Genomic DNA, 25,518 nt, shown 5'->3' with positions numbered 1-25,518 from the left:
GCTACTGTAATACATATGGCGTCCCGCATGTCTTCCCCCTCGCGGCCGGCGACCAAGAAGGCTACTGCACGTCGTCCTTCGGGCGGCAGCAAGAAGGCCTCTTCGTCGCGCGGCAGAAAGACTGTATCTAAAGCCGCCGCAAAAAGGACGGGTAGCAACCAGAACGGAATCCTGCCCCGAATTTTCCGTGGCCTTTCGAAGGCCCTCGGTAGCGGTGTGCGCAAGATCGGGCGAGGAGCCCGCGATGTAGATCCCGCGGTGCGAAGCGATGGGGTAGGCCTGACGCTGCTTTTCTTGGCCGTAATCGTAGCGGCAATTTTCTGGTTCTCGATGCCCGGGTTGCTCGGTGAATGGTTAAGAATCGGCATCAGCACGGTTTTCGGCATCGCTAGCTACGCTCTGCCTCTTCTGCTAATCGTCATGACCTGGCGAACCCTCAGGGATCCGCTTGCTAACGGTCCGGGAGGCCGTCAGCTGATCGGTTGGTCTCTTATCTTCTTCGGTGCGCTGGGCGTGATCAATCTCATGCACACTCCGCTGCCGAGACCCTCTGACCAGATCGCCATGCGCGCGGCTGGCGGTTTCGTGGGATACATTTCCAGCTCCATGCTAGTGCAGCTAATGCCGGTTTGGATTTCGGCATTTCTGCTTGCGCTCGTAGCCATATTCGGGACTTTGATAGTCATCGGTCGCCCCGTCAGCGAGCTTGTCGAGGACGGCCGAAAGATCTACACGAGCGTCATGGAATTCTTCTTTGGCCGCCCGGAACTGGCGGAGGAAAAACTCGAGTACGGCGTAGATAAGGCATACGATTCTCCGCTGGTTGAGGAGGCCGAGGACCTCTACTCTGATATCTCCGAAGACTATTTTGCGGATGTCGTGGAAGAAGAGCCGGACCCCGAAACCGAGGCTAAAGCGAAGTCAAAGAAGGCCGAGGTCGCCGAACCGGTTCAGCCCGAACTGATCGCTCCCGAGCACACACCCGCCCCGGTTCGTTCCGAGCAGCTGGAGCTGTCGGGAGACGTGCAGTACACGTTACCTTCGTCCGAAATGCTTAAGGCCGGCACGGTTCCTAGGGCGCGCACCGAAGCTAACGATGAGATCGTGCACAGGCTTCAGGACGTCTTCACTGAGTTCAACATTGACGCAAACGTAACTGGCTATACGCGTGGCCCGACGGTTACCCTCTACCAGGTTGAGGTCGGGGCAGGCACGAAGGTCGAGAAGGTCACGAATCTCTCAAAGAACATCGCTTACGCGGTCGGTTCAGCCGACGTGCGCATCTTGGCTCCGATTCCTGGCAAGTCCGCGATCGGCGTCGAGATTCCTAACCGCGATAAAGAGGTCGTTTCTCTGGGTGATGTGCTGCGCAGTCAGAAGGCTCAGAACGATCATCACCCGTTGGTGGTCGGCCTTGGTAAGGACATCGAGGGCGGCTACGTGATCGCCAATGTGGCTAAGATGCCGCATCTTCTGGTCGCCGGCGCGACCGGTTCCGGTAAGTCCAGCTTCATCAACTCGCTGATCACTTCTGTGATGATGCGTGCAACCCCAGATGAAGTACGCATGCTGTTGGTCGACCCGAAGCGCGTAGAGCTGAATCACTACGAGGGCATTCCGCACCTCGTCACGCCGATCATCACCAGCGCTAAGAAAGCTGCGGAGGCACTGGAGTGGGTCGTTTCCGAGATGGATCATCGCTACGACGATCTCGCGGCTTTCGGATTCAGGCACATCGATGACTTCAACAAGGCCGTAAAGGCCGGCCAGGTCAAGGTGCCGGAAGGCTCCGAGCGCAAGCTGACGCCGTACCCGTACCTGCTAGTAGTCGTGGACGAGTTGGCGGATCTGATGATGGTTGCTCCGCGCGACGTCGAGGATTCGATCGTTCGCATCACTCAGCTCGCCCGAGCCGCAGGCATCCACCTGGTGCTGGCAACCCAGCGCCCGTCTATCGACGTGGTAACCGGATTGATCAAGGCGAACGTTCCAAGCCGTTTAGCCTTCGCCACCAGCTCGATGACAGATTCGCGCGTTATTCTCGACCAGCCAGGTGCAGAGAAGCTGGTTGGACAAGGTGATGGATTGTTCCTGCCGATGGGCGCTTCCAAGCCGATGCGTGTCCAGGGTTCCTGGGTCACCGAGGCGGAAATCCGTAACGTCGCAGATTACTTGAAGGAGCAGCTAGAGCCCCAGTACCGCGATGACGTTCAAGCTGCTGTCGCAGACAAGCAAAAGCCTGCCGAAGACATCGGCGACGACTTGGACACCGTTCTTGAAGCGGCTCAGCTGGTCATCGAATTGCAGCTCGGTTCTACGTCCATGTTGCAGCGAAAGCTGCGCATCGGTTTCGCCAAAGCTGGCAGGATGATGGACATTTTGGAGAGCCGCGGCATCGTCGGTCCAAGCCAAGGCAGCAAACCCCGCGAGGTGTTGGTTGGTCCGGACGGCCTGGACGATGTGCTGGAAAGCCTGAAGACCGGGGCTTAGCATCTCAATATCTGAGGATTGCTCTGGAAAACTGCCTTTGCGGAGTGCTGCCAGAAAATGCCGTTTGGCCCTGCCGGGTCTGTAAATATCGCTGTACGTCTCCAGCCATGAAGGTATGGATTTGCTAAGCCAGGGAAGCAAAGTTAATCATTTTTCTGGGCGTGAGGGATACTAGAAGACGTATGAAAACTTTGAAGCAATCCCCGCGTACCTCGGTGGCCATGGTGACCCTCGGCTGTGCTCGTAACGACGTCGATTCAGAGGAACTCGCCGCACGGCTGGACGCCGGCGGGTTCCAACTCGTCCCAGACGCAACCGATGCTGACGTAATCGTGGTCAATACCTGTGGCTTTATCGATCAGGCGAAGAAGGATTCAATCGATACGCTCCTTGAAGCCAGCGATCAGAAAGCAAACGGTAGGGCGCAGGCCGTGGTAGCCGTTGGCTGCATGGCAGAACGCTACGGTGATGAACTGGCCGAAGCGCTTCCTGAGGCCGACGCGGTGCTCAGCTTCGACGACTATCCAGATATCTCTAAGCGGCTGCGCAGCATTCTCGCTGGCGGCCACATAGAGGCCCATAAGCCCCAAGACCGCCGAACACTGTTGCCGTTAGCTCCGATCAAACGTTCGGCCAAACGGGTCAAGAGCACCGGACGTCGCAGGCTCACTAGCGGCCCCTATTCTCCGCTCAAGATTGCTTCTGGCTGCGACCGCCGATGCGCATTCTGCGCGATTCCTGCCTTCCGCGGCTCTTATATCTCTCGTCCGGTCGAGGAGGTCATAGAGGAGGCCGAATGGCTGGTCCAAGAGGGCGTCAAAGAGGTCATGCTGGTCAGCGAGAATACCTCCAGCTACGGAAAGGACCTGGGGGATAGGCGAGGTCTCATTAAGCTGCTCCGCGAGCTGAACGACGTGCCGGGTCTTGAGCGCGTCAGGGTCAGCTACCTGCAACCCGCAGAAATCTATCCGGGTCTGCTCGAGACGATGGCCTCCTTAGAACACGTGATGTCCTACTTCGACATCTCGTTCCAGCACGCTTCTGCTTCCGTGCTTCGCAGGATGCGTCGATTTGGTGACGAAGAGAACTTCCTCAAGCTGCTGGAAACGGTCCGTCAACTAGATCCTCAATCAGGAGCTAGGAGCAACTTCATCGTGGGTTTTCCGGGTGAAACCGAGGAAGACTTCGAGACGCTCTGCGACTTCGTCCAAGAGGCCCGCCTGGACGTAATGGGCGTGTTTGCATACTCAGATGAAGAAGGCACAGAAGGCGAAAAACTAGAGGGCCACCTTCCCGACGATGTCATCGCCGACCGAACTCGAATTCTCACAGACCTAGTGACCCAAATGATGGATCAACGAGCAGCCGAGAGGGTGGGCGAAGAGGTTAGCGTCTTAATCGAATCGTTAGACGAAAACAGCGTTGTCGGGCGCGCCGAGCACCAGGGGCCCGAGGTAGATGGAGAAACTAGAATAGAAGACGCTGATCCGCAGGAGCTTCGGGTTGGCGATATTGTTAAAGCAAAAGTAGTAGATAGCTTTGGGGCCGACCTAGTGGCCAAGCAGGGCTAACTTTGGCGCTCTAGGGCGGTGGGTAAAATTTTTGATCAGAATGAGAGCAGGCCGAAGCTCGGCTTTAAGTGGAATGTGCCAAACATTCTAACCCTGTTGCGAATAGCGTTAGTTCCTGTTTTTCTGATTGTCTTCTTGGCTCATCCTCACGATCAAGTTTGGCGATTCTGGGCTACGGTCGTTTTCGCGGTGGCTATCCTCACCGACCTTTTCGACGGAAAGATCGCCCGCAAGTACAACTTGATCACCAATTTCGGCAAAATTTGGGATTCGATCGCAGATAAGGCGCTGACAGGTGTCGGGTTCATCGTTCTCTCGATTGTCGGCGAGCTGCCCTGGTGGATGACCGTGATCATTCTTCTCCGCGAATGGGGGATCACCGCCATGCGGTTTGTGATTCTCAAGTACGGAGTGATGGCGGCAAACCGCGGCGGCAAACTCAAAACTGTCATCCAGTCGGTCGCACTGATCATGTTCCTGCTCGGGCTTCCTGCTCTTGGGGCTTGGTGGTGCGCGCCCAAGTGGATCGCAATGTGGATTGCCTTCTTGTTAACCGTTTACACCGGCGCCGAATACATTTTCGAGGCCGCCAGGCTGCGAAATGCGGCGTTAAAAGCCGGCCATCCGGTAGACATTTCGACTGTTGAGCAGGAACCGTTTATCAAGCGAATTTTCAAGGGCGACAAGTGAGTCTTGCCAGTCATCTTCTAGACGAGTTGGCCGCCAGGAGCATGACTCTGGCCACCTGCGAGTCGCTTACCGGAGGCTTAATAGGCGCCACGATTACTTCCGTACCCGGGGCCTCGAGGGTGTATCGGGGAGGACTGGTGACATATGCCAGCGACCTAAAAACTTCTCTCGTCGGTGTTGATGGTGATCACGTCGCAAAGTACGGCGTGATCAATTCGTACACGGCACAGCAGATGGCTGAAGGCGCTGCGAAACTCTGTTGCGCTGATGCCTGCGTCGCGGTGACAGGGGTCGCCGGCCCCGATCCGCAGGACGGCAGCGCGCCCGGTAGCGTCTGGGTTGGCTACGTCGTTCCCGGAAAAACAGATGCGGTTCTGCTTTCGCTTAACGGGACTAGGGAAGAGATCCGTAATCAGACCGTCGAGGCAGCTTTAGAAACTCTGTTGCAAGCTCTGGCAACCAGCTAATTGTTGCTGCACGCTCGCTAGAGTCTGTATATGAAACAAACTTATCCGTGGCAAGATTCCACTAAGTCGCCGCGGGAACGGGCAGAGCTGCTCGTTTCGGCAATGACTATTGAACAAAAGATTGCACAGCTTCATGGCGCGATGGAAACTATCGATATCTATGCAGTCAGCAATCAGGCAACTACTGCCGAGGAGATGGAACAACTAGCCGCTCAAATCCGGGTGGAGCGTCACGTAGCCGCCATCGACGAACTCGGCATTCCCCGCTTCAGGATCACTAACGGTCCTGTCGGCGTCGGTATGGGCGATGGCACCCCCAGCCCGCCGGCCACCGCATTGCCGATGACCATCGGTGTAGCAGCCTCTTTTGACCGTGAAGTAGCGAAGGAATACGGCGACGTAATTGGCTCTGAGACCGCCACGCTAGGCCAGCACGTGCTTGAGGGGCCTGCGGTCTGCCTGCACCGCACAACTATCGCGGGCCGTAACTTCGAGTATTTTTCCGAGGATCCTTTCCTGTCGGGCGTGATGGGCGTCGAAGTGACTAAGGCGATTCAGTCCCACGACATCATCGCGATGGTAAAGCACTACGTGCTCAACGATCAGGAGACAGAGCGCTTCCGAAACAGCGTTGAGGTCGACGAAAACGTTATGCGCGAGCTTTATTTGTTGCCCTTCGAAATGGTCATCAAGGACGGCGAGTGCGCCGCGGTGATGAGCGCTTACAACAGGATCCGTGGCGTCTACGCTACAGAGTACTACTACACGCTGACCAAGATTTTGCGTGACGAATGGGGCTTTGAGGGCTATGTTCAGTCCGACTTCTGGTCGACCAGGTCTGCAGCTCCGTCTTTGAACGCGGGTCTTGATCACGAGATGCCGGATGCTAAGTGGCTTAACGAAGAAAACGTCAAGGCCGCCTTGTCAGATACCAGCCTGGAAGAAAAGACCATCGATCGAGCACTGATCAGGCGCTACACACAGATGTTCCGTTTCAACCAATTCGATCGGCCATACGATCCGGGAGAAATCGACGCCAAGGCGCACGGTGAAATCTCGCGAAAGCTTGGGGCCCAGATGGCAGTCCTGCTTAAGAACGACGAGGGCCTGCTGCCGATCGAGCCGAGCGGCAAGATCGTCATTATTGGGCAGAAAACGTTCGCAGGCAAAGCATGTCAGGGCGGCGGTGGCTCCTCTAAGGTCGACCCGCTGTACACGGTCGATCCGCTTCCTGGCATGCAGGACATCCTGAAGAAGATGGGCGCAGACGCCACTGCGGAGCTATTTGTCGTAGCCGACGACCTGTCTAACCTGGACGATGCCAAGAAGGCCGCAGAAAGCGCCGACATCGTAGTTCTGATGGCTGGCTTGGTGGCCACCGAGGGTGCAGATATGCCGGATGCCAACATGTTCAACGATCAAAACAGGATGCTCGATGAGCTGCTAGGAATTAATCCCAAGACGATTTTGGTGATGAAGGACTCCGCACCAGTTCTGATGCCTTGGGTCGATAAGGCACCGACCATCTTGGAGGTCTGGAACCAGGGCACCGAGGATGGCCACGTGGTTGCCGATCTCATCTTCGGGCGCATCAACCCGTCGGGCAAGGTGCCAACCACCTATCCGGTAAGCGAGGACGATGTGTTTTATGCTGGACACCCGGAGCGCTACCCAGGCACCGACGAGGGCGCAGGTTACCCGGTCATTCGCTACTCCGAGGGCCTACAGGTGGGCTACCGCTGGTTCCAGGCTCAAGACATCAAACCGTTGTTTGCTTTTGGTCACGGTTTGTCGTACACGAGCTTCGAGCTGTCGGATTTCACCGTGAACACGGACAAGGTAGGCGATTCGCCGGTTACCGCAACCGTCAAGGTGACAAATACCGGTTCGCGTGCTGGCGCGGAGGTCGTCCAGGCGTACCTGGGAATTCCCGTCGACGGTCAACCGCCTAAGCGCCTCGTTGGCTTCGACAAGGTTTACTTGGAGCCGGGCGAATCTAAGACGGCAAAGATAGTTATCGACCCGAATGCGACAAACCACCCGTTCAGCGTGTGGTGCAACGCATTGGGGGATTTCGATATCAGGCCAGGCGACTACACCTTGTACGTAGGCACTTCGAGCGAAGACACCCCTTTGACGAAGGTGCTCAAGAAGTAAAATTATGCTGCATGGGCCCACGCTTTCAGCGTGGGCCCTTTTGCGCATGTCGTAACCTAGTCAAGTGCGCGAACAAGAGTTATGGGCCAAGCTGAAGAAGGCCCTGGGGGATCCGTACTACCTGGTCTGGACAGAGCAGGCCTGCGTGCCCGGGCTGGATTCCAAGACGGTCCGCCAGGCATTGGACTCTGGCCTCAACTGCAAGAAAATCTGGAGAGCGGTCTGGAGCTTCCTGGAACTCGACGAAAAAGAGAAATGAGTTTGCCTCAAACTTTTAAATCGAACAAGTGTTCGGCTAAAGTTTAATTGTTGCTCGACGCGAGTGTTGACCAAGGCGGCTGGAGTGTTGTCGCTGTGAATTTTTGTCAGTGCCGTTAACTACAGTGATAACCGTCGTAGAGAAAAAGGTTTTACCGGCTTGCGTGCCGGACTTTGGATAGGAAGGTAAGGCTTAAGATGGCTGCTGCTTCAAATCGTCAAAAGGCGTTAGACCAGGCCCTGGCGCAAATCGAAAAACAATTCGGTAAGGGCTCGGTCATGAGGATGGGGGACCAGGTCAACACACAGATCGAGGTCATCCCGACGGGCTCGATTGCCCTCGATATGGCCCTCGGCGTTGGGGGTCTTCCTCGGGGCAGGATCGTCGAGATCTATGGTCCCGAGTCCAGCGGTAAGACCACCGTTGCACTGCACGCAATCGCTAGTGCGCAAAAACAGGGCGGGATCTGCGCCTTCGTCGATGCGGAGCACGCGCTCGACCCGACTTATGCTGCGGCCCTTGGCGTAGACGTAGAGCAGCTTTTGGTTAGCCAGCCAGACAACGGTGAGCAGGCGCTAGAGATCGCCGACATGCTGGTTCGTTCCGGCGCGATTACATTGGTTGTCATCGACTCCGTCGCCGCGCTGACCCCGAAGGCTGAGATCGAAGGCGAGATGGGCGACAGCCACGTCGGTCTGCAGGCGCGACTGATGAGCCAGGCGCTGCGAAAGATGACGGGTCCGCTAAAAGCGAGTAACACCACCGCGATCTTCATCAACCAGCTTCGCGAGAAGATCGGCGTTATGTTCGGCAGCCCAGAAACAACCACTGGTGGCCGCGCGTTGAAGTTTTACTCGTCCGTGCGTCTGGACGTTCGACGCATAGAAACCTTGAAGAACGGCACCGACATGGTCGGTAATCGCACCCGAGTGAAGGTCGTTAAGAACAAGGTTGCGCCGCCGTTCAAGCAGGCTGAATTCGACATCATGTATGGAATGGGCATCAGCCGCGAGGGCAGCCTGATCGATATGGGTGTGGACACCGGCATCATCCGCAAGGCCGGCTCCTGGTTCACGTATGGTGACATTCAGCTGGGTCAGGGTAAGGAGAACGCCCGTAAGTACCTGATGGAAAACACCGAGATGGCTAATGAGATAGACGCCCGAATTCGCGAAGAGCTGTCTCCTAAGAAGCCTGAGGAAGAGGCGGAAGAAGTTCCGGAAGGCGTCGATCCTGAAACTGGTGAGATCGAATTCTAGAGTCTTCGTCCGATTCTCATCTTGAGGCTGTAGCGATGGCTAGAAAGCTGGCGTTGCGGCGTTTAGATCGCAGATCGTATAGCCGCGCTGAACTCACCGAATACTTGCTTGGCAAGGAGGTGGATGAATCAGCTGTTAAAGAGGTCATGGACCGATTTGAAGAAGTCGGCCTGATAAATGACAGGGCCTATGCCGAGATGTGGGTTAGGTATCGACACGAGAACAGGAAGCTTTCTAAGCGTGCAATCTCAATCGAGCTGAGACGCAAGGGAGTGGCTGAGCACCTCATCGATGACGCTTTGCAGGCGATTGATATCGACAAGGAATACGAGGCGGCTAGGCAGCTGGCCGTTAAAAAGGCCAGAAGTCTTGGAAACGTAGACAGAAGAACCGCGTATCGACGAGTTGCCGGTGTGCTCGCCAGAAGAGGCTATCCTTCGTCTCTGGTCAGCGACGTGGTTTCCGCTGTTTTAGATGAGTGGTGTGACGACTGATTTTGCTCTAATCTTTTCGTTCTGACATCTGAGGATCAAAGAATCCAATTAGGTGTTAAAGGATATGCTCGAAGATATTGCATATCAATGGCGAGTTTTCTTTCTGCTCGCCCGAAAATAGACGAGGAGTGTGACATGCCCATCATCATGATGTGGGTTGCTCTTGGGCTCCTCTTCGTTAACTTGATTGTTCTTGTTTTGTTCTCGATTCGCGGTTCACGAGAGAACGAAGCGGATAAGCAAAAATCGCAAGCGCTCGAAAAGCAACGTGAAGCTCTGGCTGAACATCAAATTAAGCTGACCGAGCGAGAAGATAACCTTGCTGCCGAAAGCAAGAGACTGCGGGAAGAATCGTCCAGAATTAGCGATGAACTGGCGACGGTGCGTCAGCGCAGGGACGAGGTCGAATCCGCAAGCGAAGAGTTAGCGAAGCACCAGGAGCTAGCCCGAACGGAACTGGAAAGAATTAGCGGCCTTACTCACGAGGAGGCTAGGGCTGAAATCATCGCGAAGGTTGAGGCCGACGCGAAGATTAAAGCGAGTAAACGGGCCAAGCAGATCAACGACGAAATTATCGACGAAGCGCAGCGCAGAGCTAAGAAAATCTTAGTCACTGCGATACAGCGCGTAGCTGCAGAGCAGACGTCTGAATCGGTCGTCACAACGGTAGATCTTCCTTCGGACGACATGAAGGGCCGAATCATCGGCCGTGAAGGAAGAAATATTCGTGTCCTCGAGCAGATAACTGGAGTAAACGTCATCATCGATGACACGCCGGGCGTTGTTTTGCTGAGTTGCTTCGACCCCGTTCGCAGGGAAGCGGCTCGGTTGACTCTCACCGAGCTAATCGCCGACGGTCGGATCAACCCCTCACGCATCGAGGAGATGCATAAGCGAAGCGAAGAACTGGTTGCGGAGAGCTGTCGTCGTGCAGCCGTAGAGGCCCTGAATAGTCTCAACATTGGCGATGTGGCGGAGCAGCTTTTGCCCGTAATCGGTGCGCTTCAGTATCGCACCAGCTATGGGCAGAATGTTCTTCAGCACATGGTCGAGTGTGGACGGCTCGGTGGCGCGATGGCCGCGGAGCTTGGCCTGGACGTTGCAAGCTGCAAGCGGGCCGCTTTCATGCACGACATCGGCAAGGCAGTTGTTACCTCCGGCGATGGTTCTCACGCACTCGAGGGGGCTGAACTCGCCAAGCGATATGGCGAGTCCGAGGAAGTCGTAAACGCAATCGCTTCCCACCACGGAGAAGTCCCTATGATGTGTGTCGAGGCGGCACTTGCTCAGGCTGCTGATGCCATCTCTGGGTCAAGGCCGGGTGCTCGTCGAGAGAGCTTGGAAAGCTACGTCCACCGTTTAGAGCGCATCGAAGAGATCGGGCGTCAGCATGACGGTGTTGAGCGTGTCTATGCTATGCAATCCGGTCGTGAAGTTCGTGTCATGGTTCTCCCAGATAGGGTGCCCGACAATAAGACGCAGCTGCTTGCCGACCAGATTGCAGACGAGATCCAGAGCGAGTTGACCTATCCCGGAAACGTCAAAGTGGTGGTCGTGAGGGAATCTAGGGCAACCGCTACCGCGTCCTAAAGCTAAAAAGCTCACGTTGATCGTCTAGACTCCCATGAGTTATGACTGTTGAAGCTGAAAAACCGCGCACCTACCAGGTGATTACCTACGGGTGCCAGATGAACGTACACGATTCCGAGCGGATCAGCGGGCTTCTTGAAGAGGCCGGCATGGTCAGGGCCCCTGAACCCGTCGGGGAGATGGCGGATGCCGACGTCGTCGTGTTCAACACTTGTGCCGTTCGTGAGAATGCGGATAACCGTCTCTATGGCAACCTCGGCCACATGAAGAAGGTCAAGGAGACCCGTTCGGGCGGAATGCAGATTGCCGTCGGCGGGTGCATGGCGCAAAAAGATCGTGATCTGATCACGAAGAAGGCGCCCTGGGTGGACGTCGTTTTCGGCACAAACAACCTGGGTTCTCTTCCCATGCTTCTGAAGCGTGCAGAAGTAGAAGAAAAAGCTCAGGTGGAGATCAAGGAAGCGCTGCAGACATTCCCGTCTAACCTTCCCACTCACCGCGATTCCGCCTACTCGGCTTGGGTGGCAATCAGCGTCGGTTGTAACAACACCTGCACTTTCTGCATCGTGCCGAGCCTGCGAGGCAAGGAGACGGACCGCAGGCCAGGAGAAATCCTCGCGGAAATCGAGATGTTGGTTGCGCAAGGCGTCCAAGAGATCACGTTGCTGGGGCAAAACGTGAACACTTACGGCGTCGAGTTTGGCGATCGTCAGGCGTTTGCCAAGCTGCTGCGAGCCTGTGGCGAGATCGAGGGACTTCGTCGGGTCAGGTTCACCAGTCCGCATCCGGCTTCTTTCACGTCTGATGTGATAGATGCGATGGCCGAAACACCTAATGTGATGCCCAGCTTGCACATGCCTCTTCAGTCTGGCTCGGACAAGGTGCTCAAGGACATGCGTCGCAGCTATCGCTCTAAAAAGTTCCTTCGCATTCTTGACGAGGTGCGAGAGAAGCTGCCAAATGCGGCCATCACTACCGACATTATCGTCGGGTTCCCAGGCGAGACTGAGGATGATTTCCAACAGACAATGGACGTCGTGCGCCGGGCCAAGTTCTCCGCCGCCTACACGTTCCAGTACTCGATTCGTCCCGGAACTCCCGCAGGCGAAATGGAACAAGTACCCGGTGACGTTGTCCAAGATCGCTACGAAAGACTAGTGGAACTGGTCGACGACATCGCCTGGGAAGAGAACAGGAAGCTGGAGGGGCAGCTCGTCGAGGTCATGTTTGCCGTTGGCGAGGGCCGAAAGGACGGATCGCAGGATCGCATCTCCGGTCGCTGCCCGGATAATCGTTTGGTCCACGTTGCAGCTCCGAGCGCAGGCGAGCCAATGCCGCGTCCTGGAGATATTGGCTGGGTGAAGGTTACTCACGCAGCACCACACCACCTGATAGCTGACAGCCCGATCGAACGCCTCGAGAGGACTCGTGGTGGAGACGCTTGGCAGGCGAGGAACGAAGCTCCAGCACCTGGCGTAGCCATCGGAATGCCCAAATTAGTGCGCAAATAATGAGCCAGCAGGTACCTCCACTCATCGTTCTGGTGGGCCCGACCGCAAGCGGCAAGTCCTCCCTTGCTATCGAGCTGGCGAAGCAGATCGGCAAGGCCGAGGTGATAAACGGCGATTCGATGCTGGTCTATCGAGGCATGGACATCGGCACGGCTAAGCCCTCCGAGGAAGAACTCGCTGAGATTCCGCATCACCTGGTCGATGTGCTGAAGGTGACTGAGACTGCTGCGGTAGCTGATTTTCAGCGCATGGCGCGCACAGCTATCGCCGAGGTGAGGTCTAGATCCGCGGTACCGATTTTAGTTGGTGGCTCGAACTTGTACGTCCGTGCCGTTGTAGACAAGTTTGACTTCCCGGGAACCGATCCCTCGGTAAGGGCCAAATGGCAGGCTAAGTGTGACGAAATCGGCCCGCACGCGCTACATGAGGTGCTTGGGGAAAAAGCCCCTGAGGCTGCAGATCGCATCGAGCCAGGTAACGGCAGGAGAATAGTGCGGGCCCTAGAAATATTCGAATTGACCGGTTCCGTGTCAGGGAAGCTGCCTGAGCCAAGATACGAACTTGAAAATGTTCATCAGTTCGGCATCAGGATCGCAAGGTCGGTTCTAGACAAAAGGATCGCCGATCGCGTCGAAAAGATGTGGCAAGACGGTTTAGTCGACGAGGTTCGCGGCCTGATTCCGAAAGGTTTAAGGAAAGGCTTAACCGCGTCGCGGGGCCTGGGCTATCAGCAGGTGCTAGCGATGCTGAACGGTGAGATCAGCGAGGAAGAAGCTAAGGAACAAACTATCGTCGGCACCAGGAAGTTCTCTCGAAAGCAACTCGGTTGGTTTAGGAGAGACCCAAGAATCACCTGGCTATATGCGGGTGACCCCGAGAACGTCTCCAAGGTTTTGATGCAGCTCGGCACGGGCCTCGGTAATTCTTTTGGTGCAGCCAACTAGGCTAGAAGCCAAATGACGCAAGAATTCGAAGACATTTCCGCCGATGGTGAAGACCCCGAAGCCCAGCTGGAGCTCCCAGAGGAAGACCAGCTCGATCTAGCCGAGCGCTTGTCACTTCGTCGCGTTCCTGGGCTTTCGACGGAACTCGAGGACGTCAGCGACGTCGAGTACCGAAAACTTCGTCTGGAGCGAGTAGTGCTCGTTTCTGTTTGGACTACCGGAAGCAAGGCCGACGCACAAAACGCGCTTTTTGAGTTGAAAGCGCTCGCAGAAACTGCAGGTTCCCAAGTCTTGGATGGGCTAATTCAGCGACGGCAGCGTCCAGATCCTGCGACCTACATTGGCAGGGGCAAGGTAGGAGAGCTCCGAGACTCAGTTATTGCTAATGGTGCGGACACCGTCATCTGCGATGGCGAATTGGCTCCTGCTCAGCTCCGTAACCTCGAGGACAGGGTCGGGGTAAAGGTGGTTGACCGAACCGCGCTCATCCTTGACATCTTCGCCCAGCATGCAAAAAGCGCGGAGGGCAAAACACAAGTCGAGCTGGCCCAGCTGAACTACCTAAAACAGCGCTTGAGGGGCTGGGGCGGCAACCTTTCCCGCCAGGTCGGTGGTCGGGCTGCTGGTGGCGTCGGCATCGGTGGTAGGGGACCTGGCGAAACCCGGATTGAGACCGACCGAAGAAGAATCAACAGCAGAATCGCGATCCTGCGAAAAAAGCTTCGTGAACTAGATAGCACACGAGAGATCAAACGAGCAGAACGTCACCGTCGCCAGGTGCCTTCGGTAGCGATTGTTGGATACACTAACGCCGGCAAATCTTCGCTGCTGAATAAACTCACCGATGCCGGTGTGTTGGTGGAAAACGCGCTGTTCGCGACTTTGGATCCGACGACCAGGCGCTCTCAAACCGCCGATGGTAGGGTCTACACGCTTACCGACACAGTTGGGTTCGTTAGGCATTTGCCGACTGATCTTGTGGAGGCTTTCAGGTCGACTCTTGAGGAGACCAACCAGGCCGACTTGCTGATGCATGTCGTCGATGGTGCCGATCCGGACCCACAGGGCCAGATCACCGCTGTGCGTCAGGTGCTGAACGACATCGGTGCAGGAGATATTAGGGAACAGCTCGTCATAAACAAGTGCGACCTGGCCGATTCTGATCAAATGATGATTTTGCGCAGGCACTATCCGGATGCCATTTTCTGCTCGGCTCGCACTGGGCAAGGAGTTAGCGAGCTCCGCGAACGAATCGAACAGCTGCTGCCACGTCCGGAGGTGGAGATTCATGCGATCGTGCCTTGGAACCATGGTGAATTGGTCGATAAGGTGCACAAGCAGGGGGAGCTAATCTTTAGCGAATATCTGCCCGAAGGCACCGAGATAAGGGCGCGGGTGCATGGCGGTTTGGCTGCCGAATTAACCGATTTTCTCTGCGAATAGTTAGGACCTTAAGGTGTCTGATTCACTCAACTGCTTGGACGCAGCTGTCGAAAAGCTGTCCGGGCATCCTCGCGATGGCCAACGGAAGATGGCTCAGGCCGTGGAGGCGAGTTTAAATAGTGGGCGGCACCTGCTCGTGCAGGCCGGGACAGGAACGGGTAAATCTCTGGCTTACCTAGCCCCTGCAATGGTGTGGGCATGCGACAACGATCCGGTAGTAGTAGCAACGGCAACGCTTGCACTGCAATCGCAGCTGGCTAAGAAGGATATTCCGCTTATTCTTTCTGCGATCGAAGATGTCACCGGCACGAAACCAAAGGTTGCGGTTCTGAAAGGACGCTCTAACTACGCATGTCTGATGCGGGTTAATGAGGTTGTGGTTGAGCAGGACGCGCTGATCGGGCAACCAGGCGATTCCGGCTCAACTAGTTCGCTGGGTAAACAAGTTGTCGAGCTTCGCGAGTGGGCTAATGACGAGATCGACGAAGGTTCTGGAGAGCGCGAAGATGCACCCGCTCACACCGATCTGGCTTGGAAGCAGGTCTCAGTTAATTCCAGAGAGTGTATCGGCGCTCAGGCGTGCAGTTTCGCCGATAAATGTTTCGCGGAGCGCGCCCGAACTAAAGCCGGTGAGGCAGATCTGGTGATAACTAACCACGCTCTGCTTGCCATCGACGCGATGACGGACAATAACGTTCTTCCGGAACATTCCGCGGTGATCATTGACGAGGCGCACGAACTTACAGATCGGGTCACAGGAGCCGCGAGCGCGGAACTAACGGCTGCTCTGATTGCTCGCGCCGCGAAAAGTTGCTCTCCTTGGGTTAGCGACGAGCTAGCTGAACAGTTGACAGAAGCCGCAGAGGATTTTTCTGCTGCCATTTCAGATTTCGAACCCGGCAGGTTGACCGAGCCAGGAGCTAGCCCCGTCTTGGCTGCGGACGTTGTTCGGCAACTGATGAGGAACGTTATTTCTGCGATGAGCGGCGGCAACGCCACTCAGGCACCCGAAAAAGCGCAGGCTGCGGCTATGGCAGATGAGGTGCACGAGGTTGCTAAGAGGATCTCCGAGCTTTCCAGCCACGATGTGGTTTGGCTGACGGTTAGCGACAGATTCGGGTCAAGCATTAAAGTGGCACCCCTTTCTGTTTCCGGATTGATGCGTGAAAAGGTTTTGGACCAGGTCACCACGATCATGACCTCTGCGACGCTCGCGGTCGGCGGTAAGTTCAACTCGGCTGCCGGATCTGTTGGGCTTGCCAAGTCGGACGAAGGAAGCGTCTGGTCCAGTCTGGACGTGGGATCGCCGTTCGAATACGCAAAACAGGGCATCCTTTACCTGCCTTCGCACATGCCCAAGCCGTCTCGCGACGGTCTTAGCGAAGAAGTGCTCAAAGAGATAGCTGAACTGGTCTGGGCCTCTGGCGGACGCGCTTTGGGGCTTTTCGCCTCCCAGCGCTCTGCGACCGCGGCCGCAGAATTCGTTCGGGCTCAGCTGCCTGCCATGACGGTGCTGTGTCAGGGCGAGGCTCAGATTTCGGAACTCACTAAAAAGTTCGCAGCGGAACCGAACACCGCGCTATTCGGAACTTTGAGCCTGTGGCAAGGTATCGATGTGCCGGGAGACGCTTGCCAGCTGGTTGTGATCGAAAAAATCCCCTTCCCCAGGCCCGATGATCCCCTCATGCAGGCCAGAAAAGATGCCGTCGACAGGGCTGGCGGCAATGGTTTCATGTCAGTTGCTGCTTCGCATGCGGGGCTATTGATGGCTCAGGGCGCAGGACGTCTGATCCGCAGGCAAAGCGACAGGGGAGTCGTCGCAGTTCTAGACAGCAGAATGGTAACCGCCAGATACGGCTCGTTCCTGTTGAGGTCATTGCCGCCGTTTTGGCGAACGAGAGACCACGAAACAGTGGTTTCGGCGCTACAAAGACTGGCTAAATCGGCAGAAATTTAGATCTTTCGGAGGACTGCTACCACCTTGCCCAGGATGGTTGCGTTGTTGCCGTTGATCGGTTCGTAAAACTTGTTGTGCGGCAACAGCCAGACCTGGCTGGGTGTCTTTTTCAAAGTTTTGACGGTGGCCTCTCCGTCTATCATCGCGGCGACGATTTCTCCATTGGACGCATCGGGCTGGCTGCGTACTACTACGTAGTCTCCATCGCAGATTGCCGCGTCGATCATCGAGTCGCCGCGGACCTCTAGTATGAATGTTTGGCCGTGGCCGACAAGCTGTTGGGGCAGCGGCATGACGTCTTCGACGTGTTGCTCAGCAAGGATTGGAGCTCCGGCTGCGATCTGGCCGACTAACGGAACCTCTACGGCGTCCGATGGCATCCGCGGTTCCCTTTCGTGCGCTTCTTGCTGCAGACCTACAACTTCCAAAGCTCTTGAGCGGTTGGGCTGACGCACTAGAAAGCCCCTGTTTTCTAATGTTTTTAGCTGATGGGAAACACTCGATGGGCTAGCGAGCCCCACGGCCCTAGCCATTTCTCGGATCGAAGGCGGGTATCCCCGCTCCTTGATGCTGGAGTCTATGACGCTGAGCAGGAGCAGCTGTCGTTTGGTGAGCCCCTCGAATCGGGAGTCGGCAAAGAAGAACTCTGGAATCTGACTTTTCAAAGTCGCATCTAGAGAAGACTCGCTCGGTCGACCGGCTTTTTTGCCAGCGCCAGATTTTTTTCGAGCAGCCTTTGCGGCGCCCAATTTCGAGTTTTTCCTAGGGTTTCCAGCCATGCTTTCAATTTACTTTAAGCGGAATAAATAATCAAACACCCGTTCGAGTGTGGATAAGTGCATTTTTTGTCAGACCCGGCTGGTTGACTTGTTTTCAAGCTTGAAGCGTGAAGCAAAATAGCTTAATCTTTAATCGAACACATGTTCGAGTAAGCTTCAGCTTTGGTCGAACGGTTGAGGCGAAAGTTTCGTCTCGCGGTATGGAAGGAAGTCGAAATGAGCATCATGTTGAGGGAATCCGGTCAGGAAGCCTTAGTTGTTGAGACGCCTACGAGGGCTCGTGGTGTTCGCGTGGGGCGAGGTGCTCGGCCGAGCGCACCTGGGTGTAGGCCTGTTCAGCCTTCGGCTCCGCTTAGAACTTCTGAGCCTATGGTGTTGGCGTTGCCTTCGGAGGAGCCGCTCGAACAGGAGCAGTTGAGTAACCGTTGCATGGGTGCAATTATTGCCAGTTTCGTCGTTGCGGTTTTACTCGGTGCTGGTGTTGCTGTGGGGCAATATTTGGGTACTGATTCCGCTGCTTCTCAGCAGTCTTCAGTGGTAATGTCTGTTCGCTGAGCTTTGCTCAGGCGCTCTATGCTGGGTGGAAAGATGATTTTTTGCCTTGAGCGTGGGGCGGTGTTGAACGGTTTTCGGTATGGTGTAATGTTGTCAACATCTAGTGGTTGACGCCTGGTTGGCTAACTAATTGTTGTGGTTTTCGAGCTTTTGTCGAGTTGATCATTGCTCTTAAAAGTGCTACAACAGACATTTTGTTTTAAGGCTGAAACGGCGATTTCCGCTAGGGGATGAAGGGAACCGCAAACATGCACTGTCCGTACTGTCACCATGGAGAATCCAGGGTGTTGGATTCGCGTAATGCAGACGAAGGCGCGAGCATTCGTCGGCGTAGGCAGTGTCAAAAATGCGAACGTCGCTTCACTACAATAGAGCAGACTCAACTGGTCGTTGTGAAAAGAAGTGGGGTTGTTGAGCCTTTCAATCGAGAAAAAGTAGTTAACGGGGTTCGTAAAGCCTGTGAGTCAAGACCTGTGACTGAAGAGCAACTGGCTCATCTCGGGCAACAGGTCGAAGACAAGTTGCGTGCAACTGGCCAAGCCGAGGTCAAAAGCGGCGATGTTGGATTGGCCATACTTGGCCCGCTTAGCGAACTTGACGACGTGGCGTATCTGCGATTCGCAAGCGTCTATAAGGACTATCAAAGCGTTGACGATTTTCTTTCAGAAATAGAGGGGCTGAAGTCCCGTAGAGTCGGCGTCGAATAAAAACTTGCACTAAATCCATTGGGTTTTGTGCGCTCAAAATCAAACCAGTGGAATCTAATCGAGAGGTAGATAATGACTGACACTCAGACTGCCGAAGGCAGGCAGCCAGGGCTACGCATTGAGAGAAAATTTGCAACCCCCGGCGTGCATCCTTATGACGAGGTCACCTGGCAGTTGCGTGATGTGGTGCAGACGAACTGGAAAACCGGCGAGGAAGTTTTCAGCCAAAAGGGTGTTGAATTCCCCGACTTTTGGAGCCAGAACGCGGCTACCATCGTCACCACGAAGTATTTCCGTGGCGCCAAGGGCAGCCCAGAACGTGAAACCAGCCTGAAGACCCTGATCGATCGCGTTGTCAACAAGTATCGTCAGACTGGCGAAGAGAATGGTTACTTCGCTAGCTCTGAAGACGCTCAGGCCTTTGCCGACGATCTGACCTGGCTACTTCTGCATCAGTACTTCAGCTTCAACTCTCCGGTTTGGTTTAACGTTGGCACGAATGCCAAGCAGCAGGTTAGCGCCTGCTTTATCCTCTCGGTCGACGACTCGATGGAGTCGATTCTTAATTGGTATCGCGAAGAAGGAATGATCTTCAAAGGCGGATCTGGTGCGGGCCTGAACCTCTCGCGCATTCGCTCCTCGAAGGAGCTGCTGCGTTCTTCAGGTGGCACTGCCTCCGGCCCGGTTAGCTTCATGCGAGGCGCCGATTCCTCCGCGGGCACCATCAAGTCTGGTGGCGCCACTCGTCGCGCGGCGAAGATGGTTGTGCTCGACGTCGATCACCCCGATATTGAAGAGTTCGTTGAGACCAAGGCTCGTGAAGAAGACAAGATTCGTGCGCTTCGCGATGCCGGCTTCGACATGGATCTTGGTGGCAAAGATATCGTCAGTGTTCAGTATCAGAACGCAAACAACTCGGTTCGTGTCTCCGACAAGTTCATGCAGGCTGTCGAGGACGGCAAGCCCTTTGATCTGATCTCGAGGACGACCGGCGAAGCCATTGAAACCGTAGATGCGCGGGATCTTTTCGACAAGATAGCGAAGGCTGCCTGGGAGTGTGCTGACCCTGGCATTCAGTACGACGACACTATTAACCGGTGGCACACCGACCCGAACTCTGGTCGAATCAATGCCTCGAACCCGTGCTCGGAATACATGAGCCTGGACAATTCCTCGTGCAACTTGGCCAGCCTCAACCTGTTGAAGTTCCTTCGTGAGGACGACACATTCGACGTGAAGCGCTTCATCGAGGCCGTCGAGCTGGTCATCACCGCCATGGAGATCTCCATCGTGTTCGCGGACTTCCCGACCGAGCCCATCGCCGAAACCACTCGCAACTTCCGCCAGCTTGGCATCGGCTATGCGAACCTCGGCGCCTTGCTGATGGCCCTCGGCAAGGGCTACGACAGTGAGGGAGGCCGATCTCTGGCAGCGGCGATCACCTCTTTGATGACCGGCACTGCATACCGCCGCAGCGCCGAAATCGCTGGGATCGTTGGCCCCTACGCTTGCTACGAGAAGAACGCCGAGCCGCATAAAAATGTCATGCGTATGCATGCCGAGGCGAACGCCAAGATTAACACTTTGAACCAGGTCGACTACGAGGTAAAGGCAGCAGCTGCCGACCAGTGGAGTCAGGTCGTCGAAGTTGGTGAGCGTAACGGATACCGCAACGCTCAGGTTTCGGTTCTCGCGCCTACCGGCACTATTGGCTTCATGATGGACTGCGATACCACCGGTATCGAGCCGGACTTTTCGCTGGTTAAGTTCAAGAAGTTGATTGATGGCAGCTCCATGCAGATGGTCAACCAGACCGTACCGCGCGCTTTGAAGAACCTTGGCTACTCCAAGGAGCAGGCTGACGAAATCGTCGACTACATATCTGAGAAGGGCAATGTGGTTGATGCGCCGTATCTGAAGCCCGAGCATTACGAGGTTTTCGACACCGCCATGGGTGTTCGTTCCATCGAGCCGATGGGGCACGTGCGCATGATGGCTGCCGTTCAGCCGTTCCTTTCGGGCGCCATTAGTAAGACCGTAAACCTACCGGAATCGGCGACCGTCGAGGATATCGCCAACGTTTACATGGCCGGTTGGAAGATGGGTCTTAAGGCAGTCGCTGTCTACCGTGACAATTGCAAGGTTGGTCAGCCGCTGTCTGCCGTCAAGAAGAAAGAGGAGAAGAAGGAATCTCCGGCCACTGAGGTCCGCATCGAGTACCGCCCGAAGCGTACTCGACTGCCGAAGTCTCGCGCGGGTCGCACCACCCGCTTCTCTGTTGGTGGTGCAGAGGGCTACATGACCTCTGGAGCATACGATTCTGGCAAGCTGGGTGAGGTCTTCCTGAAGCTGGGTAAGCAGGGGTCGACTCTGTCGGGCGTCATGGATGCATTCTCCATCGCCGTCTCGATCGGTTTGCAGTACGGTGTTCCGCTGACCACTTTCGTCCAGAAGTTCACGAACCTGAAGTTCGAGCCCGCTGGCATGACTGACGACCCGGATATCCGCATCGCGCAGTCCGTCATGGACTACATTTTCCGCAGGCTTGCGCTCGATTACTTGACTTTCGATGAGCGTTCCGAGCTCGGTATCTACACCGCTGCGGAGCGTGCCCACTACGTCGAAACTGGGCGTTACATGAGCGAAGAGGATGAAGCTCAGATGCCGGAGTATGAGCAGCTGAAGAACGACGCCGGTGACGACATTCGCACCGATGAGGCCGGTCCGGTTCAACCCAGCCTAATCTCGGATGGTCGAGAGGAATCGCATGCGCACACCACTAGCGAGCTTCTCGAGGAAATCACCGGAATGGAGGTCGACGCTCCGCTGTGCATGATCTGCGGTACGAAGATGCGTCCTTCTGGAAGCTGCTATGTCTGCGAGGGCTGCGGTTCTACTAGCGGTTGCAGCTAAACTCAAGTGATTAGCTTTTTGGCCGGGCGGGTTTTCCCGTCCGGCCTTAGGCATTTAGGAGGCATTGTGGATAACGATGAAATACTCGCAAGGCTGAATGAACGCGAGGAAGATCTGGAGGCTCAGCTGGCTGAACTGGCCAAGCCCGTGGATCTAGATGGTGCAATCGGTTTTGGTAAGCGCATCGGGGATGGAACTATCCAGGCTGTGCAGGCGTTTAACGACTCGTTCAGTGCGCAGAATCTCTCAGATCTGCTCGCTCAAGTTCGTCGTGCGAAGCAAAAGTTGGCGGAGGGCACGTACGGAAAATGTGACGAGTGTGGAGAGGAAATTGGAAAGGAACGTCTCGAATTTAGGCCCTGGTCTTCCAAATGTGTTAAACATGCTGTATAACTAATAATTATTCCATTAAAGATGGACGAGCCGATCTACAGCTTCGGTTCGGACCTAAGGACGAAGGGCAAAATCGTGAACAAGAAGATCATCTCCGCTGGACTGTTGACCTTGGCACTGACGCTGAGCGCTTGTGGTGGTGCTGGTAGCGAAAATGGCGCTGCAAAGTCCGATAAGGACCGAAGCTACGACGTTTCCGCAATTCAAAAGGACGAAACGATCGCGGCGAAACTTCCCGAAAAGATTAAGAACAACGGAAAGCTGGTAATCGGCGCTGCCATTGACTACGCACCAGCCGAATTCCGCGCTGACGATCTGCAGACCGGTATTGGTTACGACGTCGATTTAGGCAAAGCATTGGGCAAGGTCCTAGGCGTTGAGACAGAACTTAGCGCTGCTGAATTCGCTAGCCTGCTTCCCGGCATGGGCACCAAGTACGACCTGGGTATTTCCTCCTTCACTGTTTCGCAGGAGCGTACAGATGCCTACAACATGATCGCTTACATCAAAGTTGGCTCTTCCTACGCTGTCCAGAAGGGCAATCCGAAGGAACTTAACCCGGATGATGTTTGCGGCAAACACATTGGCGTCCAGACCGGCACTTCTCAGGAAGATCAGCTGCGCGAGATGACTAAGGAATGCACGGCCGCAGGCAAACCTGAGATCAACATCGCTAGCTACGGAAAGCAGACTGACGTCACCACCAACCTCGCCGGCGGCAAGATCGATGCGATGTTCGCCGACTCCACCGTCGCGGACTACTCAGTGGCAATGACCAACGGTCAGCTTGAGGTGATCGGTGGAATCCGTGATTCTGCTCCGCAGGGCATCGTCGTTGACAAGTCCGACGAGCAACTGACCGAGGCCGTCCAGGAAGCTATGCAAAAGCTTATTGACGACGGCACCTGGAACAAGATCCTTGAGTCTTGGGGTGTTAGCACCGAGGCTGCGGTGACTACCGCTGAACTGAACCCTAAGGTTGACTAAGTGTCGAAGAAAAAAGTCGAACTAATTAACGCCAAGCCGGTTTTTAAACCGAGCTTGTGGGTGTGGGCGGCTATCGTTCTGGTGCTCATGGCCATGTTCGTGCATGGCCTGATCACCAACCCCAACTATCGCTGGGATGTGGTCTGGGAATACTTGTTCGATTCCCGGATTCTGATGGGTGTCGGCTGGACGCTGCTCTTGACGCTGGGCGCAATGATCATCGGCATAACGCTGGCCGTGACGACCGCAATCATGAGGATGGGCACGAATCCGATTCTGCGCGCCGTGGCATGGGGCTACATCTGGTTGTTCCGTGGCACCCCTGTTTACACGCAGTTGGTGTTCTGGGGTCTGCTGCCGGTTCTGTATCCGAGGCTTTCACTGGGCATTCCGTTCGGTCCTGAGTTCTTCGTGTTCACCACTCAGGACGTCATCAACGCGGGCGTCGCAGCAACGCTTGGTCTGGGCCTGAACGAGGGCGCTTATCTGTCAGAGATTATCCGTACCGGTTTTAATTCTGTCGATAAGGGGCAGACTGAAGCTGCAACGGCTTTGGGTATGAAGCCTGGGCAGGTGCTGCGCAGGATCATCATTCCGCAGGCGATGCGCGTTATCGTTCCTCCGACCGGTAACGAGACCATCTCCATGCTTAAGACGACTTCGCTGGTTACCGCAGTTCCGTTCACGCTGGAGCTAACATTCGTTACCAACGCGATTGGTAGTCAGACCTTCCTTCCGGTTCCTCTGCTGATGGTCGCCATGATCTACTACCTGATCATTACCTCCATCTTGATGGTAGGCCAGACTCAGCTCGAGAAGTACTATGGACGTGGCTTCGACGATGATCAGGACGCTTCGACTAAAAAGTCTAAGTTTGGGTCCCGCCAGCAGATGATTGCGGCGTCGGGCACTGTTAAGGATCAAATCAATTTGGATGTGACGCCATGAGCGAAATGGTAAAGGTAAGCGAGGTTCACAAGTTTTTCGGTGACCTCCACGTTCTAAAAGGCATCGACCTTGATGTTGCTCACGGCGAGGTCTGCGTGGTGCTAGGGCCTTCGGGTTCCGGCAAGTCCACGCTGATCCGTTGCATCAACGAGATGGAGCAGATTGACGCCGGCCGCATTTGGGTTGATGGTGAGTTGATGGGCTATCGCGAAGAGGAAAAGAACGGTGAAAAGGTTCTTTACCGTCTTCGTGATGAGGATATCGCCAAGCAGCGCTCCCGGATCGGCATGGTCTTCCAGAAATTCAACCTGTTCCCACACATGACCGCCCTTGGCAACGTCATGGAGGCGCCCGTCCACGTTAAGAAAATGTCGAAGGATAAGGCCAAGGAGCTGGCAATCAAACAGCTGGAGAGGGTCGGCCTCGGTGATCGCGTCGATCACTATCCGTCGCAACTTTCTGGTGGTCAGCAGCAGCGCGTTGCTATTGCACGAGCTCTCGCTATGGAGCCTGAGCTGATGCTCTTCGACGAGCCGACTTCCGCTCTGGACCCTGAGCTGGTGGGGGAGGTCCTCGGCGTTATGCGTGAGCTAGCTGAGGATGGCATGACTATGATCGTCGTTACCCATGAGATCGGTTTCGCTCGAGAGGTCGGAGACCAGTTGATCTTCATGGATCAGGGCTTGATCGTCGAACGAGGTAAGCCCCGTGACGTGATCGATAATCCGACCCAGCCGAGGACCAAAGAGTTCTTCAGCAAGGTTCTTTAAAAAGCTATTTGCAAATATGAAAATCGCCGCCTGATTAAGGGCGGCGATTTTCTTAGTTCTGGGCAAGATGCTCTTGTTCGGCTACTTTGCGATTTCTTCTTACGAAAAGATGAATGAGCCCAGCAACGGCAACGGCAGTGGTAATCGTCACTGCGGGTGACTTGTCCCAGGCCCAGCCGATCAGCCTGAATCCAACCATTCCTACAGTGGAATAGATAATCGCCCACAGAAGGCAACCGAGGATGTTGGCAGGCAGGTATCGTCTCATGGGCATCTTCGCTGCTCCAGATGCAAGAAGAACGAGCGTTTGAAAACCTACCGTCGCAAAGCACAAAGCGACGATCGGAGCGCCATATCGGCAGATTAGATCTTGGGCTCTTCTATATCCCGCAGACTCGAGGTAGCTCGATAACAGCTCGGTTTTTGCAAAACCGGAAACCAGACCCCGACCGATCAGGTGGAATAGGTTAGATCGGAAGAAGACGATGACAAAGAGCGCGGCGAACAACACAGCCCAGGGCGCATCCCAGTCGAAAAGGGTCCACAAAACCTCCTGACTACTAAGTTAAACCTTATTCAGGAAATCAGTTTTGAGCTAGGATCGCGCAACATGAATGGGTGTGGCGGCATGAAA

Annotated in this window: 22 protein-coding genes; 20 read left to right on the top strand and 2 right to left on the bottom strand. The window is 55.4% G+C overall.

The window, feature by feature from the left end:
• The first annotated feature begins 15 nt into the window (after positions 1-15).
• The 13 genes from HMPREF1255_RS04145 (at position 16) to HMPREF1255_RS04085 (ending at position 16,832) form a co-directional block, all read left to right on the top strand.
• Positions 16-2,490: a DNA translocase FtsK gene (locus tag HMPREF1255_RS04145; protein WP_197016972.1), complete on the top strand. Its 2,475-nt coding sequence runs from the start codon at positions 16-18 to the stop codon at positions 2,488-2,490.
• A gap of 182 nt (positions 2,491-2,672) precedes the next feature.
• On the top strand, positions 2,673-4,061 hold the full coding sequence (rimO, locus tag HMPREF1255_RS04140) for a 30S ribosomal protein S12 methylthiotransferase RimO (RefSeq protein ID WP_024110676.1): 1,389 nt from the start codon (positions 2,673-2,675) through the stop codon (positions 4,059-4,061).
• Positions 4,062-4,079: 18 nt separating this feature from the next.
• Positions 4,080-4,751 carry a CDP-diacylglycerol--glycerol-3-phosphate 3-phosphatidyltransferase gene (gene pgsA, locus HMPREF1255_RS04135; protein WP_024110721.1) on the top strand — a complete coding sequence of 224 codons (672 nt, stop codon included), beginning with the start codon at positions 4,080-4,082 and terminating at the stop codon, positions 4,749-4,751.
• A complete protein-coding gene (locus tag HMPREF1255_RS04130; RefSeq protein WP_024110782.1) occupies positions 4,748-5,218 on the top strand; it encodes a CinA family protein in 471 nt (156 codons plus the stop codon). Before pgsA ends, HMPREF1255_RS04130 begins: the two co-directional genes overlap by 4 nt.
• 30 nt (positions 5,219-5,248) lie before the next feature.
• Positions 5,249-7,375, top strand: coding sequence for a beta-glucosidase (locus HMPREF1255_RS04125; protein ID WP_024110859.1), 2,127 nt, complete (start codon positions 5,249-5,251; stop codon positions 7,373-7,375).
• A 64-nt stretch (positions 7,376-7,439) separates the two neighbouring features.
• Positions 7,440-7,634 (top strand): DUF3046 domain-containing protein, encoded by a 195-nt coding sequence (locus HMPREF1255_RS04120; protein ID WP_016455693.1) that lies wholly within the window; start codon positions 7,440-7,442, stop codon positions 7,632-7,634.
• A gap of 197 nt (positions 7,635-7,831) precedes the next feature.
• Positions 7,832-8,893 carry a recombinase RecA gene (recA, locus tag HMPREF1255_RS04115; protein WP_024110908.1) on the top strand — a complete coding sequence of 354 codons (1,062 nt, stop codon included), beginning with the start codon at positions 7,832-7,834 and terminating at the stop codon, positions 8,891-8,893.
• Positions 8,894-8,928: 35 nt separating this feature from the next.
• Complete coding sequence (locus HMPREF1255_RS04110) at positions 8,929-9,387, top strand: regulatory protein RecX (RefSeq protein ID WP_024110863.1); 459 nt, start codon at positions 8,929-8,931, stop codon at positions 9,385-9,387.
• 135 nt (positions 9,388-9,522) lie between these two features.
• A complete protein-coding gene (gene rny, locus HMPREF1255_RS04105; protein WP_024110773.1) occupies positions 9,523-10,977 on the top strand; it encodes a ribonuclease Y in 1,455 nt (484 codons plus the stop codon).
• Between the two features lie 41 nt (positions 10,978-11,018).
• A complete protein-coding gene (miaB, locus tag HMPREF1255_RS04100; RefSeq protein WP_024110714.1) occupies positions 11,019-12,488 on the top strand; it encodes a tRNA (N6-isopentenyl adenosine(37)-C2)-methylthiotransferase MiaB in 1,470 nt (489 codons plus the stop codon).
• Positions 12,488-13,432 (top strand): tRNA (adenosine(37)-N6)-dimethylallyltransferase MiaA, encoded by a 945-nt coding sequence (miaA, locus tag HMPREF1255_RS04095; RefSeq protein WP_024110673.1) that lies wholly within the window; start codon positions 12,488-12,490, stop codon positions 13,430-13,432. The genes miaB and miaA overlap by 1 nt, the downstream gene beginning before the upstream one ends.
• A gap of 12 nt (positions 13,433-13,444) precedes the next feature.
• A complete protein-coding gene (hflX, locus tag HMPREF1255_RS04090; RefSeq protein ID WP_024110747.1) occupies positions 13,445-14,875 on the top strand; it encodes a GTPase HflX in 1,431 nt (476 codons plus the stop codon).
• Positions 14,876-14,963: 88 nt separating this feature from the next.
• Entirely contained in the window at positions 14,964-16,832 is a 1,869-nt protein-coding gene (locus HMPREF1255_RS04085) for an ATP-dependent DNA helicase (RefSeq protein ID WP_231477450.1), read from the top strand.
• Here the strand turns inward: HMPREF1255_RS04085 and lexA are convergent.
• Complete coding sequence (lexA, locus tag HMPREF1255_RS04080; protein ID WP_051394981.1) at positions 16,829-17,611, bottom strand: transcriptional repressor LexA; 783 nt, start codon at positions 17,609-17,611, stop codon at positions 16,829-16,831. The genes HMPREF1255_RS04085 and lexA overlap by 4 nt on opposite strands.
• A 216-nt stretch (positions 17,612-17,827) precedes the next feature.
• Here lexA and HMPREF1255_RS09805 point away from each other — a divergent pair, with 216 nt between their 5' ends.
• The 7 genes from HMPREF1255_RS09805 (at position 17,828) to HMPREF1255_RS04050 (ending at position 24,884) form a co-directional block, all read left to right on the top strand.
• Positions 17,828-18,166, top strand: coding sequence for a hypothetical protein (locus tag HMPREF1255_RS09805; protein ID WP_155948464.1), 339 nt, complete (start codon positions 17,828-17,830; stop codon positions 18,164-18,166).
• A 248-nt stretch (positions 18,167-18,414) separates the two neighbouring features.
• Positions 18,415-18,873 carry a transcriptional regulator NrdR gene (gene nrdR / locus HMPREF1255_RS04075; RefSeq protein WP_028822083.1) on the top strand — a complete coding sequence of 153 codons (459 nt, stop codon included), beginning with the start codon at positions 18,415-18,417 and terminating at the stop codon, positions 18,871-18,873.
• A gap of 72 nt (positions 18,874-18,945) precedes the next feature.
• Positions 18,946-21,786: a vitamin B12-dependent ribonucleotide reductase gene (locus HMPREF1255_RS04070; protein WP_016455704.1), complete on the top strand. Its 2,841-nt coding sequence runs from the start codon at positions 18,946-18,948 to the stop codon at positions 21,784-21,786.
• A 66-nt stretch (positions 21,787-21,852) separates the two neighbouring features.
• Complete coding sequence (locus HMPREF1255_RS09380; protein ID WP_024110712.1) at positions 21,853-22,179, top strand: TraR/DksA C4-type zinc finger protein; 327 nt, start codon at positions 21,853-21,855, stop codon at positions 22,177-22,179.
• A 21-nt stretch (positions 22,180-22,200) separates the two neighbouring features.
• Positions 22,201-23,166 carry an ABC transporter substrate-binding protein gene (locus HMPREF1255_RS04060; protein WP_024110529.1) on the top strand — a complete coding sequence of 322 codons (966 nt, stop codon included), beginning with the start codon at positions 22,201-22,203 and terminating at the stop codon, positions 23,164-23,166.
• Complete coding sequence (locus tag HMPREF1255_RS04055) at positions 23,167-24,114, top strand: amino acid ABC transporter permease (protein WP_024110943.1); 948 nt, start codon at positions 23,167-23,169, stop codon at positions 24,112-24,114.
• Between the two features lie 5 nt (positions 24,115-24,119).
• Entirely contained in the window at positions 24,120-24,884 is a 765-nt protein-coding gene (locus HMPREF1255_RS04050) for an amino acid ABC transporter ATP-binding protein (protein WP_155938447.1), read from the top strand.
• A gap of 52 nt (positions 24,885-24,936) precedes the next feature.
• Here the strand turns inward: HMPREF1255_RS04050 and HMPREF1255_RS04045 are convergent, their stop codons facing one another.
• Complete coding sequence (locus HMPREF1255_RS04045; protein WP_024110969.1) at positions 24,937-25,431, bottom strand: DedA family protein; 495 nt, start codon at positions 25,429-25,431, stop codon at positions 24,937-24,939.
• Positions 25,432-25,518 lie beyond the last annotated feature (87 nt).

It is taken from the genome of Propionimicrobium sp. BV2F7 (genome assembly GCF_000510445.1).
GTDB classification, from domain to species: Bacteria; Actinomycetota; Actinomycetes; order Propionibacteriales; family Propionibacteriaceae; genus Propionimicrobium; species Propionimicrobium lymphophilum.
Note: the sequence above shows the minus strand (reverse complement) of the source record. Positions and strands in the feature narration are given on the sequence as shown.